This window comes from Acinetobacter sp. BWR-L5 (genome assembly GCF_039655985.1).
Taxonomy (GTDB): domain Bacteria; phylum Pseudomonadota; class Gammaproteobacteria; order Pseudomonadales; family Moraxellaceae; genus Acinetobacter; species Acinetobacter johnsonii.
The window spans coordinates 168,820-183,327 of the sequence record NZ_JAGFEV010000002.1 but is presented as its reverse complement, the minus strand read 5'-3'; the positions used below and the strand labels follow the sequence as shown (position 1 = coordinate 183,327).

Sequence of the window (14,508 nt, the reverse complement as noted above, 5' to 3'; positions counted from 1 at the left end):
TCTTATTTCCCCACGATCTGAGTGACGATCAAGACCATTAGCAATACAAAGATACCTAATGCTATGCTTGATGCGTAATCACGCAATGAACCCGTTTGACGTGAACTTGTGAAGCTGTGACCGCCTTTTACAAGTGCAGGCAAGACTAACCACAAGCGATCAATTGGATCACGACCTAAAATCTTCGCAATAAGCAAATATGGTTTCACAAAAACGATGTCATAAAGCGCATCGAAGCCCAGTGCATTACGGCAAATGTTTGCAAGACCTGCACCCAATGACGTTTTAGCAAAGCCTTTCACTGCGTTATAAGCAAACGCGAACAAGACCACACCAATCACTAAACCAACCAATGCAATACCCACAGCAGTCCATTCAGCGCTGTGCATACCATGTTCTAACGCTTCTGGAATTACAAATGCTGGAATTTTTGCTGCATTTAAAATGCTTTCTACAGGCGCTTTAAGTACCGCACCAATGAAGGTCGAAAGTACAGCGAGAATACCCAAAGGTCCCCAGTATGTGATGCCTTTAATCGCATGATACGGCGTATTTTCTTTACCAAAGAACACAACCCAAATCAGACGGAATGTGTAAATCGACGTTAAGAATGCACCTGCTACACCCGCCCAGTATAATGAGTTATACACTGCGATTGATTCGCCTTGTACCCAAACTGCACCCAAGATCGCGTCTTTAGAGAAGAAGCCTACGGTGATGTATGGAATCGCGGCCAATGCACCGCCACCAATGGCGAAACAAGCAAATAGGAATTTGTTCTTGTAGAACAAACCGCCCATCTTGAAGATGTTTTGTTCGTGGTGGTAAGCCAAAATCACTGCACCCGAAGACAAGAACAATAATGCCTTGAAGAATGCGTGAGTCAGCATGTGGAACAAGCCTGCTTGATAAGCTTCAGCACCCACAGCCATAAACATATAACCCAGCTGACTCATCGTTGAGTAAGCCAAAATACGTTTGATGTCGGTTTGAACCAATGCAGCAAAACCAGCCACTAACAACGTTACCGCACCTGTGATTGAGATAAACATCATCACTTCAGGTGCCATTTCAAACACGGTGTACATACGGCAGCACAGGTAAACACCTGCGGTTACCATCGTTGCAGCGTGGATCAATGCAGATACAGGTGTAGGACCTGCCATTGCATCAGCCAACCATGTTTGTAATGGGATCTGTGCAGATTTACCTGCTGCACCCAAGAACAACATGAGTGCTGTCCAAATGGTTAAAGATGAACTTTGTGTCATCACTGTTGGTGCAGCTGCAACCACTTCCGCAATGTTTAAAGTACCAAACTGTTGGTAAATTAAGAACAAAGCGATCAGTAAGAAAACATCACCGACACGTGTTACGGTAAATGCTTTAATTGCTGCAAAACCATTTGCAGGGTTTTGGTAGTAGTAACCAATCAGCAAGTAAGAGCATAGACCTACGCCTTCCCAACCTAAGAACAATAACGCTAAGTTATCGCCCAATACGAGCAGCAACATGCTGGCAACGAACAGGTTGAAATAAGAGAAGAAACGCGCGAAGTCTTCTTCACCACGCATGTACCATGATGCAAAGATGTGAATCAGGAAACCCACACCAGTCACCATACCCATCATGAGTAGTGATAAACCGTCAAGATGTAAGCTAATGCCTGGACTTAGGTTGCCTACATTGAACCATGTCCAAAGATGTTGAACATAAGTCACTTTGCCATTATTCACAAAGTCTAGACCAGCGATCAAAGCAACCAATGCAGAAAGGCCAACCGCCCCCACACCAATAATGGCAGCGACATTTTCAGGAAGCTTGTTGCGACCTGCCGCTAAAAGGACAAAACCAATGAGCGGGAATAATACTGTTAAATATAAAAAACTCATCCGCGCATCTCACTAGCAGCATCCACATCCAAGTGATGGAAGCGATGGTAGAACTGAAGGACGATCGCAAGACCAATACAAGCCTCTGCCGCAGCAAGCGTTAAGATCAGAATAAACATGATTTGTCCGTCTGGTTGTACCCATGCACTACCAGCCAAAACAAACGCAAGCGCAGCTGCGTTCATCATGATTTCAAGACTCATTAACATAAATAATAGATTGCGTCGCACCATCACACCGTAAAAACCCAGTGCAAAAAGAATGGTTGCAACAATCAAACCATGTTCTAAAGGGATGTTGCCCATTATTGTTTGTCCTCTTCTGCACCTGGTTCACGTTTGCCAAGATGGAATGCTGCAACCAACGCAGCAAGCAATAACATGGCAGCAACTTCAACCAATAATAAATAGTGAGTAAAGAGTGCTTGGCCAACGACTTTTGGACCCACAACTTCAGTACCCATAACAGGGCCAGCCGCTGTGTAGTCAGAGCCGAGCATCCACACCAACACCAAGCCCATTAAGAAGCTCATGAGCGCTGGATATGCCCAAGCAGACGATGTTAACCATTTACGTTCTTGTTCAACGGTGTGTTGACCAAGGTTTAACATCATCACTACGAATACGAATAACACCATGATCGCGCCGGCATAGACGATGATCTCAAGCGCGCCAGCAAATGGCGCACCCACAATCATAAACATGCCTGCAACTGCAAGAAGTGACACGATCAAGCTTAATAAAGCGTGTACAGGATTCGCGTTGGTCACAACACGAATCGTAGAAACGATGGCCACAAGTGCCATCAAATAAAATGGCCACATCATGGTAATAAGCTCCGTACATCAACTGGTGCGCTTTCACGCTGCGCTTGACCTTTGTCTTTTCCAGTTACAGCCATACCTGTTACACGGTAGAAGTTGTAGTCTGGGTATTTACCAGGACCTGAAATGAGTAAGTTTTCTTTCTCATATACCAAGTCTTGACGAACGTATTCACCCAACTCGAAATCTGGAGTCATTTGAATTGCAGTCGTCGGACATGCTTCTTCACACATCCCGCAGAAAATACAACGTGAGAAGTTGATACGGAAAAACTCCGGATACCAACGACCATCTTCTTTTTCTGCTTTTTGTAATGAAATACAGCCAACAGGACATGCAACTGCACATAAGTTACACGCAACACAACGTTCTTCACCATCTGGGTCACGTGTTAACACGATACGACCACGGAAACGTGGTGGAACAATTTGTTCGGCTGGCACTTCTGGGTAAAGAATGGTGTCACGTTTACGTGTCACGTGTGAGAAAACCATCCACAGTGAACGTACGATTGACCCGAACCCAGCTAGAATTTTATACATTTTATTCTCCCTGCCCTTACCACAGAATCACTGCGCCAGTAACTAATAAGTTAACTAACGCTAATGGTAAGCAAATCTTCCAACCAAAGTTCATCACTTGGTCATAACGCGGACGCATAAGTGAACCACGAGCCAAGACAAACATCATCACAAAGAATGCTGTTTTGATAATGAACCAGAATACTGGTGGAATGAACGGAATATCGATGTTAAATGGCGCTAACCAACCACCGAAGAATAGCGTTACGATCAATGCAGAGATCAGAACTACGTTGACGTATTCGGCAACGAAGAACATCCCCCATTTCATACCGCCGTACTCGACGTGGTAACCTTCCGCCAATTCTTGTTCTGCTTCTGGTTGGTCAAATGGGTGACGGTGAGTTACCGCAACACCTGCAACCACGAAGATTAAGAAACCTAAGAACTGTGGGATGACAAACCATACATCTTTTTGTGCTTCTACAATTTCACGCATGTTGAATGAGCCTGCAATTGCAACCACACCCATCAATGAAATACCCAAGAACACTTCATACGAAATGGTTTGAGCTGCAGAACGTAGACCACCAAGCAATGCATATTTGTTGTTTGATGACCAACCACCAAACAATACGGCATAGACTGCAATACCTGCCATTGCCATAAAGAACAATAGACCGATGCTCATGTCTGCAACACCTAAGTATGGTGATACAGGAATAACCATGAACGACATCACCGCTGTTGCCATGGCAACAGCGGGAGCTAAACGGAAAGTCAATTTGTCAGCAAACTTTGGTGTCCAGTCTTCTTTGAACATGATTTTCAACATGTCAGCAACGATCTGGAACATTCCCCCAGGACCTACACGGTTCGGACCATAACGGTCTTGCCATAAGCCCAGTAAACGACGCTCAATAAAAGACATCAACGCAGCGATGAGTACTACAACGAGTAAAATCACAATCGCTTGAATGACTGAGTAGGCAATTGGCCAGTTCTCAGCCCAAAGCGGCGTTTGACGGATTAATTCTTGTTGCATGAATTACGCTCCTACCGCGACTGATACAGGCTCAGCAAGTGAAACCGTAGGTGCAAGACCAACTGGATAACCAATATAACCTGTAGGTAAATAATCAATCACTTGAACTGGAAGTACGATCGAAGTCTCACCTGATTTCACAGTGATTTTTTGACCATCTTGAACATTCAAACGAGTTGCATCTTGCTCACCCACTGCAAAGACCGCTTCAGGAATACGCGATTCCATTGCAGGTGTTTTCACAGTAAATTCACCAGAAGCAAAAATGTGATGCATTGGCACTAAACGGAAGCTTTCAGGGTTTGCAACCACAACCGCTGGAGCAACGAAAGTACGTGCTGGACGCTTCGCTAAACGATCGAATAAACGCACACCCGAATCACCACCTTTTAAGTGACCACCCACGTTATCTTGGAATTTGTTCCAAGCTTGTGGTGAGTTCCAACCTGCTGACCATGCAAATGGTACAAGTGGAGACGGCGTCTGGTTCCCAACATAACCTTCCATAGAGAATGTTAATGCAGAGTCGATATCTGTCGGTTGTTTCGGTTCATGCACGTTCAATGGTGCACGCATAGAGGTACGACCAGAGTAACGACGCGGTTCACGCGCAACTTTCAAACCATGGACACGGAAGCCCGCATCTGGAGCTACATCTTGAATCGCAGCAAGTGCAGGTACATTTTTCGCAACTGACTCGATTACATCATCAAGCAAGGTCCAAGAAATCGCTTTGCCCTTCACGCCTGTTTCAATAGCATGTAACCAGCGCCAAGATTCTTTGATCGCCAGTTCAGGTTTGTAGTAGCTCGGGTCATACACTTGGTAGAAACGTTGTGCACGGCCCTCTTGAGAGACAACCGTACCATCACCTTCAGCAAATGACGCAGCAGAAAGTACGATATCCGCTTTCTTCACAGTTTCAGTTTCAGAGTGATCTAAAACAATCACGTCTTTACCAGAAAGTGCTGCTTCAACTTGTACCGCTGGCAAACGACGGAATAGATCATTTTCAACGATCACAACCGTGTCATAGTCTTGCGCAAACGCTTGTTCTAAGCTTTGGCCACCGAAGATTGCTAAGCCCATAGAGTTCACTTCAGGAACCGTCAAGGTTAAGCCAGCATTTCCACCAAGGTTTTGCGCAACTTGTGCAGCAGCTTCCATGATTGATGCGTCTTGTAAACTTGTACCTGAAATGATCAGTGGTTTCTTCGCCGCTTTCAATGTATCTGCAATGTTCTGAGCAAATGCTTTCGCATCATCCGCTAGACCAAGAATTGCATCACCTTTTACAGCCGAAGCAACGGCAAAACCTAAACGAGCGATGTCGTTTGGAGAAGCAACCACCTCACCTGCAGCAACATCAGCTAAGCGTGTTTGTGTTGCAGCGAGGATGAAAATCGGTGATTTCGCATCTTGAGCAATACGTTGTAGCGGCTCTGCTAACCAGTCTTGAGTACGACGTTCCGCAGCCATTTCTTTGGCTTTGTTTTTCGCCGCTTGACGGACAGACAAAGCCATACGTGGCGCAGTTTGTGTTAAGTCTTCACCCAAAATAAGCACAGCATCATAGCTTTCGATTTCACGCATACCTGGGTTATATACACCTTCGGTTTGCATAATCGATGCAGCCAATTCAACCAAGTTTTGCTCTTTTTGAGACATACCTGTTGAATAGTTCTCTTGACCAACTAATTCGCGAAGCGCGAAGTTCGACTCAAGTGATGCACGTGGAGAACCAATACCCAAAACTTTTTTGCCTTGGATATTTGCAATTACCGTATCTAATGCCTGATCTACAGAAACTGTAGTTGCTTCAGCACCATCACGGAACTGCGGTTGACGTGGACGATCTGCACGGTTCACATAACCTGTACCAAAACGACCTTTATCACACAAGAAGTATTGGTTTACTTCGCCGTTAAAACGGTTTTCGACACGACGAAGTTCGCCATAACGCTCACCCGGAGAAATGTTACAACCCGAAGAACAGCCTTGACATACGCTTGGCGCATACTGCATGTCCCACTTACGGTTATAACGTTCTGAGTGAGTTTTGTCAGTGAATACACCTGTAGGACATACTTCAGTTAAGTTACCCGAGAATTCAGACTCTAAAGTGCCTGACTCAGGGCGACCAAAGTAAACACGTGACGCGCTTGCATACACACCAAAGTCTGTACCACCCGCATAGTCGTTGTAGTAACGAACACAACGGTAACATGCAATACAACGGTTCATTTCGTGAGAAATGAATGAGCCCAGCTCTTGGTTGTAGTGCGTACGTTTAGTGAAACGGTAACGACGACGATCGTGTTGAGTCATCACTGTCATATCTTGTAAATGACAGTGCCCACCTTCTTCACAGACTGGACAGTCGTGTGGGTGGTTCGTCATCAAGAACTCAACAATTGACGCACGGAAGTCTTTCGCTTCTTTGTCTTCAATCGAGATGTAGGTATTGTCAGATGCAGGCGTCATACATGACATGACTAAACGACCACGCGTATCTTCAGGATTCGCGTATTGAGTCACGGCACATTGACGGCAAGAACCGACAGAACCTAAGGATGGATGCCAACAAAAGTACGGGATATCAATACCCAAAGACAAACATGCTTGCAGCAAGTTCTCTGAGCCATTGACTTCGTACGATTTGCCATCGACATGAATTGTAGCCATAGTCGAATTCCTTAAGCTTGTTCTACGTTGCTAGTTTGCGCAGCAGCATTCACTACTTTTGCTTCAAACTCGCCACGGAAATATTTGAGTGCACCCATCAATGGTTCCATTGCACCTGGAGCATGCGCACAGAAAGTCTTACCAATCCAAAGCTTACGAGTAAGTTCTTGTAAGTGATCGATATCTTCTTTCTTCCCTGTGCCATCTTCCAATGCTTTCAATGCCTTCACCGCCCACGGTAAACCATCACGACAAGGCGTACAGAAACCACATGACTCACGTGCGAAGAATTCTTCTAAGTTACGTGTAGCAGAAACCATACATTGCGTTTCATCCACCACCATCAGCAAACACGTACCTAAACGTGAGCCTGCTTTCATGATGCTCTCAGCATCCATCGGTAGATCAATGTGTTCAGCAGCCAAGAAGTCTGTAGACGCACCACCCGGTAACCATGCTTTAAGCTTCAAGCCATCACGCATACCACCCGCATAGTCTTCAATGACTTCACGCGCAGTTGTACCAAATGGAAGCTCCCAAAGACCAGGGAATTTCACCTTGCCAGATGCACCATAGATTTTTGTGCCTGGATCTTTCGATTTACCCGCAGATAAGCCGATATACCACTCAGGGCCACGCAACATGATTGCCGGTAAGTTGTTGTATGTCTCTACGTTGTTAACAATGGTAGGACGACCCCAAGCACCCGCAACTTGTGGGAATGGTGGTTTCGTACGTGGGTTTGCACGGCGACCTTCAAGCGAGTTGATCAATGCGGTCTCTTCACCACAGATATAACGACCCGCACCGGTGTGCACATGCAACTCGAAGCTCCAGCCCGTTCCAAGGATGTTTTCACCCAAGTAACCTTTGGCACGAACTTGCTCAAGCGCTTCATTTAAGTACGCAGCTGCTTCAATGTACTCACCACGAATGAAGATATAACCATGGGTTGCTTCTAGCGTATACGCTGCAATCAACATCCCTTCGATCAATTGGTGAGGAAGTTTTTCCATCAACAAACGGTCTTTAAAGGTCCCTGGTTCCATCTCATCGGCATTACAAATCAGGTAACGTGGACCTGAGTTATCATTTGGCGCCATCAAAGACCATTTGATCCCTGCTGGGAAGCCTGCACCACCACGGCCTTTTACGGTCGCAGCTTTAATCACTTCAAGCACATCTTTCGGCGGCATAGTGATTGCTTTTTTCAGACCCGCGTAACCTTCAAGCGCTTCGTAATCATCTGCATTACGAACGTGCTCTTGCTTACTCAAACGCCAAGTTAATGGATGCGTTTCTGGGTTACCTTCGCCATAAATTGGTTTTGGTTCGGTATTCATACATACTTCTCCAATAACTGTTTCACTGAAGAAACTTCAACCAAACCGTGAGTGTCTTCATTCACCATTAAGGTTGGGCCTTTGTCACAGTTACCTAAGCAGCAAATCGGCAGCAAAGTAAAACGACCATCAGCAGTCGTTTGACCAAACTGAATGCCTAACTCGCGCTGAAAAGCGTCTGCTAAAGTTTCCGCACCCATCAAGAAACATGCAATCGAGTCACAAAGTAAAATGACGTTACGACCCACGGGTTGACGGTAAATACGGTTATAGAAAGTTGCAACACCTTCCAAATCAGCAACACTGATTGTCAATAACTGAGCAATGGCGTTTAGCTGCGCGTCATCTACCCAACCATTACGGCGTTGTACACACTTCAAAGCATCCAAAGATGCTGCACGTGGGTACGGATAGTGACCAATGTGATGTTCAATTTCGTGGATTTCGTCCGCAGTCAAAATCCCTTCAACATTCACGCGTGGCTTTTTATCAGTCAAAATCATCATAATGCGTTTACCCCTTAGCGATCCACGTCAGCCATAACGACGTCAATTGTCGCTAAATAAATGATCAAGTCAGATACCAGACTGCCATTAATCACAGAAGGCATTTGCTGTAAATGCGTGAAAGTCGGTGTACGAATACGGGTACGATAACTCATCGTTGACTTGTCTGAGGTCAAGTAGTAATTCGACGCACCTTTGACCACTTCCGCCATTACAGATGCTTCACCTGCTGGCATTACAGGGCCCCAAGATACGCTTAAGAAGTGCGTAATCAAGGTTTCAATGTCTTGTAAAGTCTTGTCTTTTGGTGGTGGAACAGCCAATGGGTGATCTGCTTTGTATGCACCAGAAGGCATGTTGTCTAAACATTGCTTCACGATTTTGAGTGATTCTTCAATTTCACGGAAGTGAACAAGAACACGCGCATACGCATCACCTTCGTACTCAAGTGGCACATCGAAGTCGTAGTTTTCATAGCCACTATATGGGCGATATTTACGAACGTCGAAGTCAATACCTGTTGCACGTAGACCTGTACCAGTTACACCCCAAGCCAACGCAGATTTCGCGTCATATTGAGCTACGTTACGCGTACGACCTACAAATACAGAGTTTTTAAGCGCTGCTGTGTAGTATTCGTTCATACGCTTCGGCATCCAATCTAGGATTTCACGAATCAGATGTTGCCAGTTGTTTGGTAAGTCATGCGCTGTACCACCGATACGGAACCATGCTGGGTGCATACGGTAACCCGTGATCGCTTCAATCGCGTCATAGATTTTTTGACGGTCAGCGAACATATAGAATACAGGGGTCATACCGCCGGCATCTTGAATCGCAGTACCGATATACAATAAGTGGTTATTGATACGGAACAATTCAGACATCATGACACGGATACATTGCGCGCGGTCAGGTACAGTAATACCTGCCATTTGCTCCACACCCATCACATAAGGCATGTTTTGCGCACAACCGCCTAAGTAGTCCACACGGTCGGTATAAGGAATGAATGAATGCCACGTTTGACGTTCAGCCATCTTTTCCACACCACGGTGGTGATAGCCGATATCAGGCACACAGTCTTTTACTTCTTCACCATCCAGCTGCAAGATGACACGGAAAGCACCGTGAGCAGATGGGTGGTTCGGACCTAAGTTCAAGAACATGAAGTCTTCGTCGTCATTACCACGCTTCATACCCCAATCTTCAGGTACGAAACGAAGGTGTTCCTGTTCGTAATCCTGCTTCGCTTGGTTCTGCATATACGGTGTATATTCAGTGGCACGTGCAGAGTATTCTTTACGAAGTGGGTGACCTTCCCAATAGGTTGGCAACAAAATACGACGGAGCATTGGATGCCCTTCGAAATTGATCCCGAACATATCGTAAGCTTCACGTTCGTACCAGTTGGCATTTGGCCAAATATTGGTTGCAGTTGGAAGATTTACATCATTTTCACTCAATGCAACTTTGATACGAATATCACTATTACGCTCAAGCGATAATAAGTGATAGAACACAGTAAAGTCAGACGCAGGCAAACCGTCGCGGTGTGTACGTAAACGTTCATCTACCGCAGACAAGTCAAACAACATCACGTATGGACGTGACACTGTACGCAAGAACATTAAAACTTCTTGTACGCGCGCGCGCTCAACCCAGACTGTTGGAAAGTCTTCAAAAGTCGTTTGCACATAGAAGTTCTCGCCAAATTTGGTTTTGAGCTCTTCTACAATTGCAAATGCTGGGCGTGAATCAACTTGCGCTGACTCTGGCATAGCGTTTTCAGTTTCAGCCATTGGCTTGGCTTCCTATTTAATACAAATTCATTCAACCTAAACGACAACGACACCCAGACCGGGTGCATCAAAACAACTGTCGTTTAAATTATTTAATTTCATCCATAGAGCGTAAATTTTTCACTGCAATACGTTCAGCATTCTTACGGTCACGTTCTGGCATCATCTTTGGCTTATACACTGGCTTAAGATCATCACCAATCACGGCAGAAAGTGGACGGCGCTCTAATTGAATTTGGTCTTGTAACAACATTAATGCTTGGATTAATGCTTCTGGACGGGGTGGGCAACCTGGAATATAAACATCGACTGGGATGATTTTATCCACACCTTGTACAACTGAATAAATATCGTACATACCGCCAGAGTTTGCACATGCGCCCATTGAAATAACCCACTTCGGTTCCAACATTTGTTCATATAAACGTTGAATAACTGGAGCCATTTTGACGAAACATGTACCTGCAACAATCATCAAGTCAGCCTGACGAGGTGAAGCACGGATTACTTCGGCACCGAAACGCGACAAGTCATGCACGCCTGTTAAAGTCGTTGCATACTCTACGTAGCAGCAAGATGTACCAAAGTTAAACGGCCAAACTGAGTTCTTACGACCCCAGTTCACTGCTGTATGTGCCACGTCCTCTAAACGAGTCATGAACACATTTTTATTCACTTCTTCTTCAAGCGGATCCGTTACGATTTGACGCTCTTGAAGTGGATATTGATCAGCATCCGGATTCGCACGGGTTAATGTATATTTCATCCCGAGTTACTCCTTATCAGACGATTTAGCCGGTGACTTATCTTTCACACGACCAGATGATTGAGCTGGGATTTGACCTGTAGGGTCCATAACCAACTCTTCAATTGAATTAAAGCGAGTGATTTCTGCAAGATTCATATTTGGAGAACCAACTTTAGGTTTAATCCCTGCTGCTTTACGTTTGTCAGAAGGCGACCAGTTAAGCGCACCAGTAGACAACTCATAAACCAAACCAACGAGTAAAACTAAAATAAATACTGCTGCAGTGGTGAAACCCACCCACCCCACTTCACGAACCGATGTAGCCCATGCGTAAAGGTAAAGCGCCTCTAAGTCGAATACGACAAAGAAGATTGCAACCAAATAGAACTTTGCTGACAGGCGGATACGTGCGCCACCAGCACCAACCACACCTGATTCAAATTGCTCTTGCTTTGCACGGCCCCATGACTTACCCCCAAGGAGTAATGGGACAGTGAGCATAAAGACGCAAAGAAATGTAACGCCGATCACGAAGGCAATAATTGCCCATTCGTATGGAGTAATGGCACTCATGCGGGGATAACTCCTGGCAGGCCTAATTTATTAACAAAGAATGCATGTATTGGCCTTCAAATACACCAAACACAAAATTAATCCCGCCAATTGTACCCGATTGCTGACGTAAGTTGCTAGCTTATAGACCTTCGTCTTTAGGATGATTTCTCTTCGTTTTTTGAGATTTTTTCGATGAAAGCCCTTTTATTTCGAAACCAATCGCTTTATCTAATAAAACACTACTATTCTATTATTTTTCCAAATTTTGACATTCAAACAAAGCCTATAAAGCATTTTTCAGCCTTATTTCGATAACAATCACACAATCAGCAGTTTAAAAAACTCAGCTCAGCAACCGCAGCATTTTGCTTATTTAAAAAGTACAAAAGTAGATTAAGTCACTCATATTTTTTGTATTTTTTTGCAAATCACCCCAATCAATTAATGCACTTGGCTTTTTCTTGTGCTATTGATATAAACAACCAACAACAAAGAATAAGGAGCACCACATGAGTCTGGAATTCACCCATAAACCTAACTATTTTTTATTTGCCCAGTTGCTTATTCGCCATGTTGAAACTTATGTTCGTAAACACCCCGATGCCAATAATGCCATCTTTGATTTACGCGACATTTATGAACTTTTTCGCCAAGACAAAGCTTCAGCCACCACCAACCTTGATGGCATTATGAATATTGTGGATGAATATAAAATTGAAACGATTAATGGTGATCAAAAGCTCATTAGCCGTTATGGCATAGATACCCAAAACAACTCATTATTGATTGACTTTAATGCAGATGCACTTGAAAGCCTAAAACAAGGTAAGCAGATTATTTCTCCCGATGCCAGCATCCAAGAATAAGTCAGCATAGAAAATAAAAAAGCACCGAAATTCGGTGCTTTTTTAATGCTTAGCTTTTTGAGTCTGTATTATCTTTAACACTATACTTCTTTTTAGACTTACTAAAGCGATGTGCCGGCCATGTCATGGTAAAACGTGCACCACCGAGACTTGGACTCTGATCCACTTTAACGCTACCACCAAACCAATAGGCAATTCGGCTCACAATCGACAAACCTAAACCATAGCCACCCGATGCTCGCGTCCGGCTATCATCCAAACGTGCAAAGGCTTCAAAAACGCGCTCTCGCTCGTCTTCTGGAATACCGGGCCCGTCATCTTCAACACAAACATAGGCCATACCGCTGTCATTAATACCACCACTGACCAGCACCTGATGGTCGCCATAACGAACCGCATTACCAACCAAGTTCTGCACCACGCGGTGTAAATAACGACGTTCAGCTTCAACTTTTAAGGTTAAAGGAGGAGCATTTAAATGAATTTCTTTCTGGGTTTTTAGTGCTTCCGTCTCAACCACCACCTGATCTAAGACTTCAAACAATACAATGTTTTCAATATCAAGTGATGGTGTGCCCTGCTCTAACTTGGCGTAGGTCATGATTTCATCAATTAAGGTATTTAAAGCCTCAATGTCTTTATCAATCATATCGACTTGTTGAAGGCGGTATTCATAATCGTCTTCTTCAGCCAACATTTCCATACCAAAACGTATCCGAGCAACAGGCGTACGAAGCTCATGTGATACCGCACGCATCAGTTCGCGCTGCGCCTCGATAAGTCGCTGAATATGGTCTGACATGCTGTTATAGCTATTGGCTAGACTGGCCATTTCATCCGTGCCATCGACAGGCAAACGTAGGGTCATATCACCTGCTTTCATACGGTTTAAACCGTAATTGACCTCACGCAGTTTACGCTGCATCGGTACAAGCAAGCCATACACCCCCAAACTGAGTACAAACAGGCTCAGCAAGGTAATCCCTGCTGCGAGCTGAAACGGCATCCAGTTGAAAATAGGCACAGGCCCCAATACCAAAACCTTGCTCGGTGAACTTGGTAAAGGTGGAGACACAATAGAAATGGTGGTACCACGCACAGAAGCACTATCACGATATAAGATCACGCTATGATCTAAACGCAAACGACCAATCTGCTCCGACTCTAAAGCCAGATTTTGTACTTCTTCAATCTGCACAGGATAAGAGAAATGTTTCTGTACTTTTTCCAAGTACTCTTCTTCTTGACCTGGGTAATACACCAGATAATCTAGGATAAAAATCGGGAGTGCTTTCATTTGCAGCTCACCAATCTTATCTACTTTAATATACAGTAAATGTTTCGGATCATCTTTTAGACCAATGATCAAGTACGCCACTTGCGTTTGCGCATCATAACGCACAGCCGCTTTACGCTCACTGATCCGTTTTAACTCTGCACGACTCAAATCAACCTTATTGGCAGGGATCATATTAATCGGCAGCTCAAGCAAATCTGAAGCATCTGAAATCCAGTCTGCTTTTTGCTGTGCATTGGTCTGACGGGATACACCTTCACTAATAATAAAGGAAATCCCGTCCGTCAAAGACTCGCGATATTCTTGCACTCGCTGATAGTTAATAATTTGTACAAGCAAATATCCCATGAGGGCAACAATAGCGACCAGCACTACCAGCCCAGCATAGATACGCAAGAATATACTGTGTTTGAACACTAAAAATG

The 14,508-nt window shown here is 44.6% G+C and carries 13 protein-coding genes; 1 reads left to right on the top strand and 12 read right to left on the bottom strand.

What is annotated here, in order from left to right:
• Positions 1-2 precede the first annotated feature (2 nt).
• The 11 genes from nuoL to JZ787_RS04295 all read right to left on the bottom strand — a co-directional run bounded on the left by nuoL (position 3) and on the right by JZ787_RS04295 (position 11,938).
• Positions 3-1,892: an NADH-quinone oxidoreductase subunit L gene (nuoL, locus tag JZ787_RS04345; protein WP_346311763.1), complete on the bottom strand. Its 1,890-nt coding sequence runs from the start codon at positions 1,890-1,892 to the stop codon at positions 3-5.
• On the bottom strand, positions 1,889-2,197 hold the full coding sequence (gene nuoK, locus JZ787_RS04340) for an NADH-quinone oxidoreductase subunit NuoK (RefSeq protein WP_004695395.1): 309 nt from the start codon (positions 2,195-2,197) through the stop codon (positions 1,889-1,891). The genes nuoL and nuoK overlap by 4 nt, the downstream gene beginning before the upstream one ends.
• Positions 2,197-2,715 carry an NADH-quinone oxidoreductase subunit J gene (nuoJ, locus tag JZ787_RS04335; protein ID WP_171056751.1) on the bottom strand — a complete coding sequence of 173 codons (519 nt, stop codon included), beginning with the start codon at positions 2,713-2,715 and terminating at the stop codon, positions 2,197-2,199. Before nuoJ ends, nuoK begins: the two co-directional genes overlap by 1 nt.
• Complete coding sequence (gene nuoI / locus JZ787_RS04330; RefSeq protein ID WP_004651038.1) at positions 2,715-3,257, bottom strand: NADH-quinone oxidoreductase subunit NuoI; 543 nt, start codon at positions 3,255-3,257, stop codon at positions 2,715-2,717. Before nuoI ends, nuoJ begins: the two co-directional genes overlap by 1 nt.
• 16 nt (positions 3,258-3,273) lie before the next feature.
• Positions 3,274-4,281: an NADH-quinone oxidoreductase subunit NuoH gene (gene nuoH, locus JZ787_RS04325; RefSeq protein WP_004695391.1), complete on the bottom strand. Its 1,008-nt coding sequence runs from the start codon at positions 4,279-4,281 to the stop codon at positions 3,274-3,276.
• Positions 4,282-4,284: 3 nt separating this feature from the next.
• Positions 4,285-6,966, bottom strand: coding sequence for an NADH-quinone oxidoreductase subunit NuoG (gene nuoG, locus JZ787_RS04320; protein WP_346311762.1), 2,682 nt, complete (start codon positions 6,964-6,966; stop codon positions 4,285-4,287).
• A gap of 11 nt (positions 6,967-6,977) precedes the next feature.
• Positions 6,978-8,309, bottom strand: coding sequence for an NADH-quinone oxidoreductase subunit NuoF (nuoF, locus tag JZ787_RS04315; RefSeq protein ID WP_178928348.1), 1,332 nt, complete (start codon positions 8,307-8,309; stop codon positions 6,978-6,980).
• The gene (nuoE, locus tag JZ787_RS04310; RefSeq protein WP_346311761.1) at positions 8,306-8,815 is read right to left on the bottom strand and encodes an NADH-quinone oxidoreductase subunit NuoE; all 510 of its coding nucleotides are present in this window, start codon (positions 8,813-8,815) and stop codon (positions 8,306-8,308) included. Before nuoE ends, nuoF begins: the two co-directional genes overlap by 4 nt.
• Positions 8,816-8,829: 14 nt before the next feature.
• Positions 8,830-10,617, bottom strand: coding sequence for an NADH-quinone oxidoreductase subunit C/D (gene nuoC, locus JZ787_RS04305; protein WP_010327357.1), 1,788 nt, complete (start codon positions 10,615-10,617; stop codon positions 8,830-8,832).
• Between the two features lie 88 nt (positions 10,618-10,705).
• Entirely contained in the window at positions 10,706-11,383 is a 678-nt protein-coding gene (locus tag JZ787_RS04300) for an NADH-quinone oxidoreductase subunit B (protein ID WP_004695382.1), read from the bottom strand.
• A 6-nt stretch (positions 11,384-11,389) separates the two neighbouring features.
• Positions 11,390-11,938, bottom strand: coding sequence for an NADH-quinone oxidoreductase subunit A (locus JZ787_RS04295; protein WP_004695380.1), 549 nt, complete (start codon positions 11,936-11,938; stop codon positions 11,390-11,392).
• A gap of 491 nt (positions 11,939-12,429) precedes the next feature.
• Here JZ787_RS04295 and JZ787_RS04290 point away from each other — a divergent pair, with 491 nt between their 5' ends.
• Positions 12,430-12,786 carry a hypothetical protein gene (locus JZ787_RS04290; protein ID WP_004695379.1) on the top strand — a complete coding sequence of 119 codons (357 nt, stop codon included), beginning with the start codon at positions 12,430-12,432 and terminating at the stop codon, positions 12,784-12,786.
• A gap of 49 nt (positions 12,787-12,835) precedes the next feature.
• Here the strand turns inward: JZ787_RS04290 and bfmS are convergent, their stop codons facing one another.
• The gene (gene bfmS / locus JZ787_RS04285; protein WP_279732281.1) at positions 12,836-14,500 is read right to left on the bottom strand and encodes a sensor histidine kinase BfmS; all 1,665 of its coding nucleotides are present in this window, start codon (positions 14,498-14,500) and stop codon (positions 12,836-12,838) included.
• Positions 14,501-14,508 lie beyond the last annotated feature (8 nt).

Bases quoted from the DNA above. Each gene is read 5' to 3' on its own strand.
- nuoL (WP_346311763.1), bottom strand. From the start codon at position 1,892: ATGAGTTTTTTATATTTAACAGTATTATTCCCGCTCATTGGTTTTGTC.
- nuoK (WP_004695395.1), bottom strand. From the start codon at position 2,197: ATGGGCAACATCCCTTTAGAACATGGTTTGATTGTTGCAACCATTCTT.
- nuoJ (WP_171056751.1), bottom strand. From the start codon at position 2,715: ATGTGGCCATTTTATTTGATGGCACTTGTGGCCATCGTTTCTACGATT.
- nuoI (WP_004651038.1), bottom strand. From the start codon at position 3,257: ATGTATAAAATTCTAGCTGGGTTCGGGTCAATCGTACGTTCACTGTGG.
- nuoH (WP_004695391.1), bottom strand. From the start codon at position 4,281: ATGCAACAAGAATTAATCCGTCAAACGCCGCTTTGGGCTGAGAACTGG.
- nuoG (WP_346311762.1), bottom strand. From the start codon at position 6,966: ATGGCTACAATTCATGTCGATGGCAAATCGTACGAAGTCAATGGCTCA.
- nuoF (WP_178928348.1), bottom strand. From the start codon at position 8,309: ATGAATACCGAACCAAAACCAATTTATGGCGAAGGTAACCCAGAAACG.
- nuoE (WP_346311761.1), bottom strand. From the start codon at position 8,815: ATGATGATTTTGACTGATAAAAAGCCACGCGTGAATGTTGAAGGGATT.
- nuoC (WP_010327357.1), bottom strand. From the start codon at position 10,617: ATGGCTGAAACTGAAAACGCTATGCCAGAGTCAGCGCAAGTTGATTCA.
- JZ787_RS04300 (WP_004695382.1), bottom strand. From the start codon at position 11,383: ATGAAATATACATTAACCCGTGCGAATCCGGATGCTGATCAATATCCA.
- JZ787_RS04295 (WP_004695380.1), bottom strand. From the start codon at position 11,938: ATGAGTGCCATTACTCCATACGAATGGGCAATTATTGCCTTCGTGATC.
- JZ787_RS04290 (WP_004695379.1), top strand. From the start codon at position 12,430: ATGAGTCTGGAATTCACCCATAAACCTAACTATTTTTTATTTGCCCAG.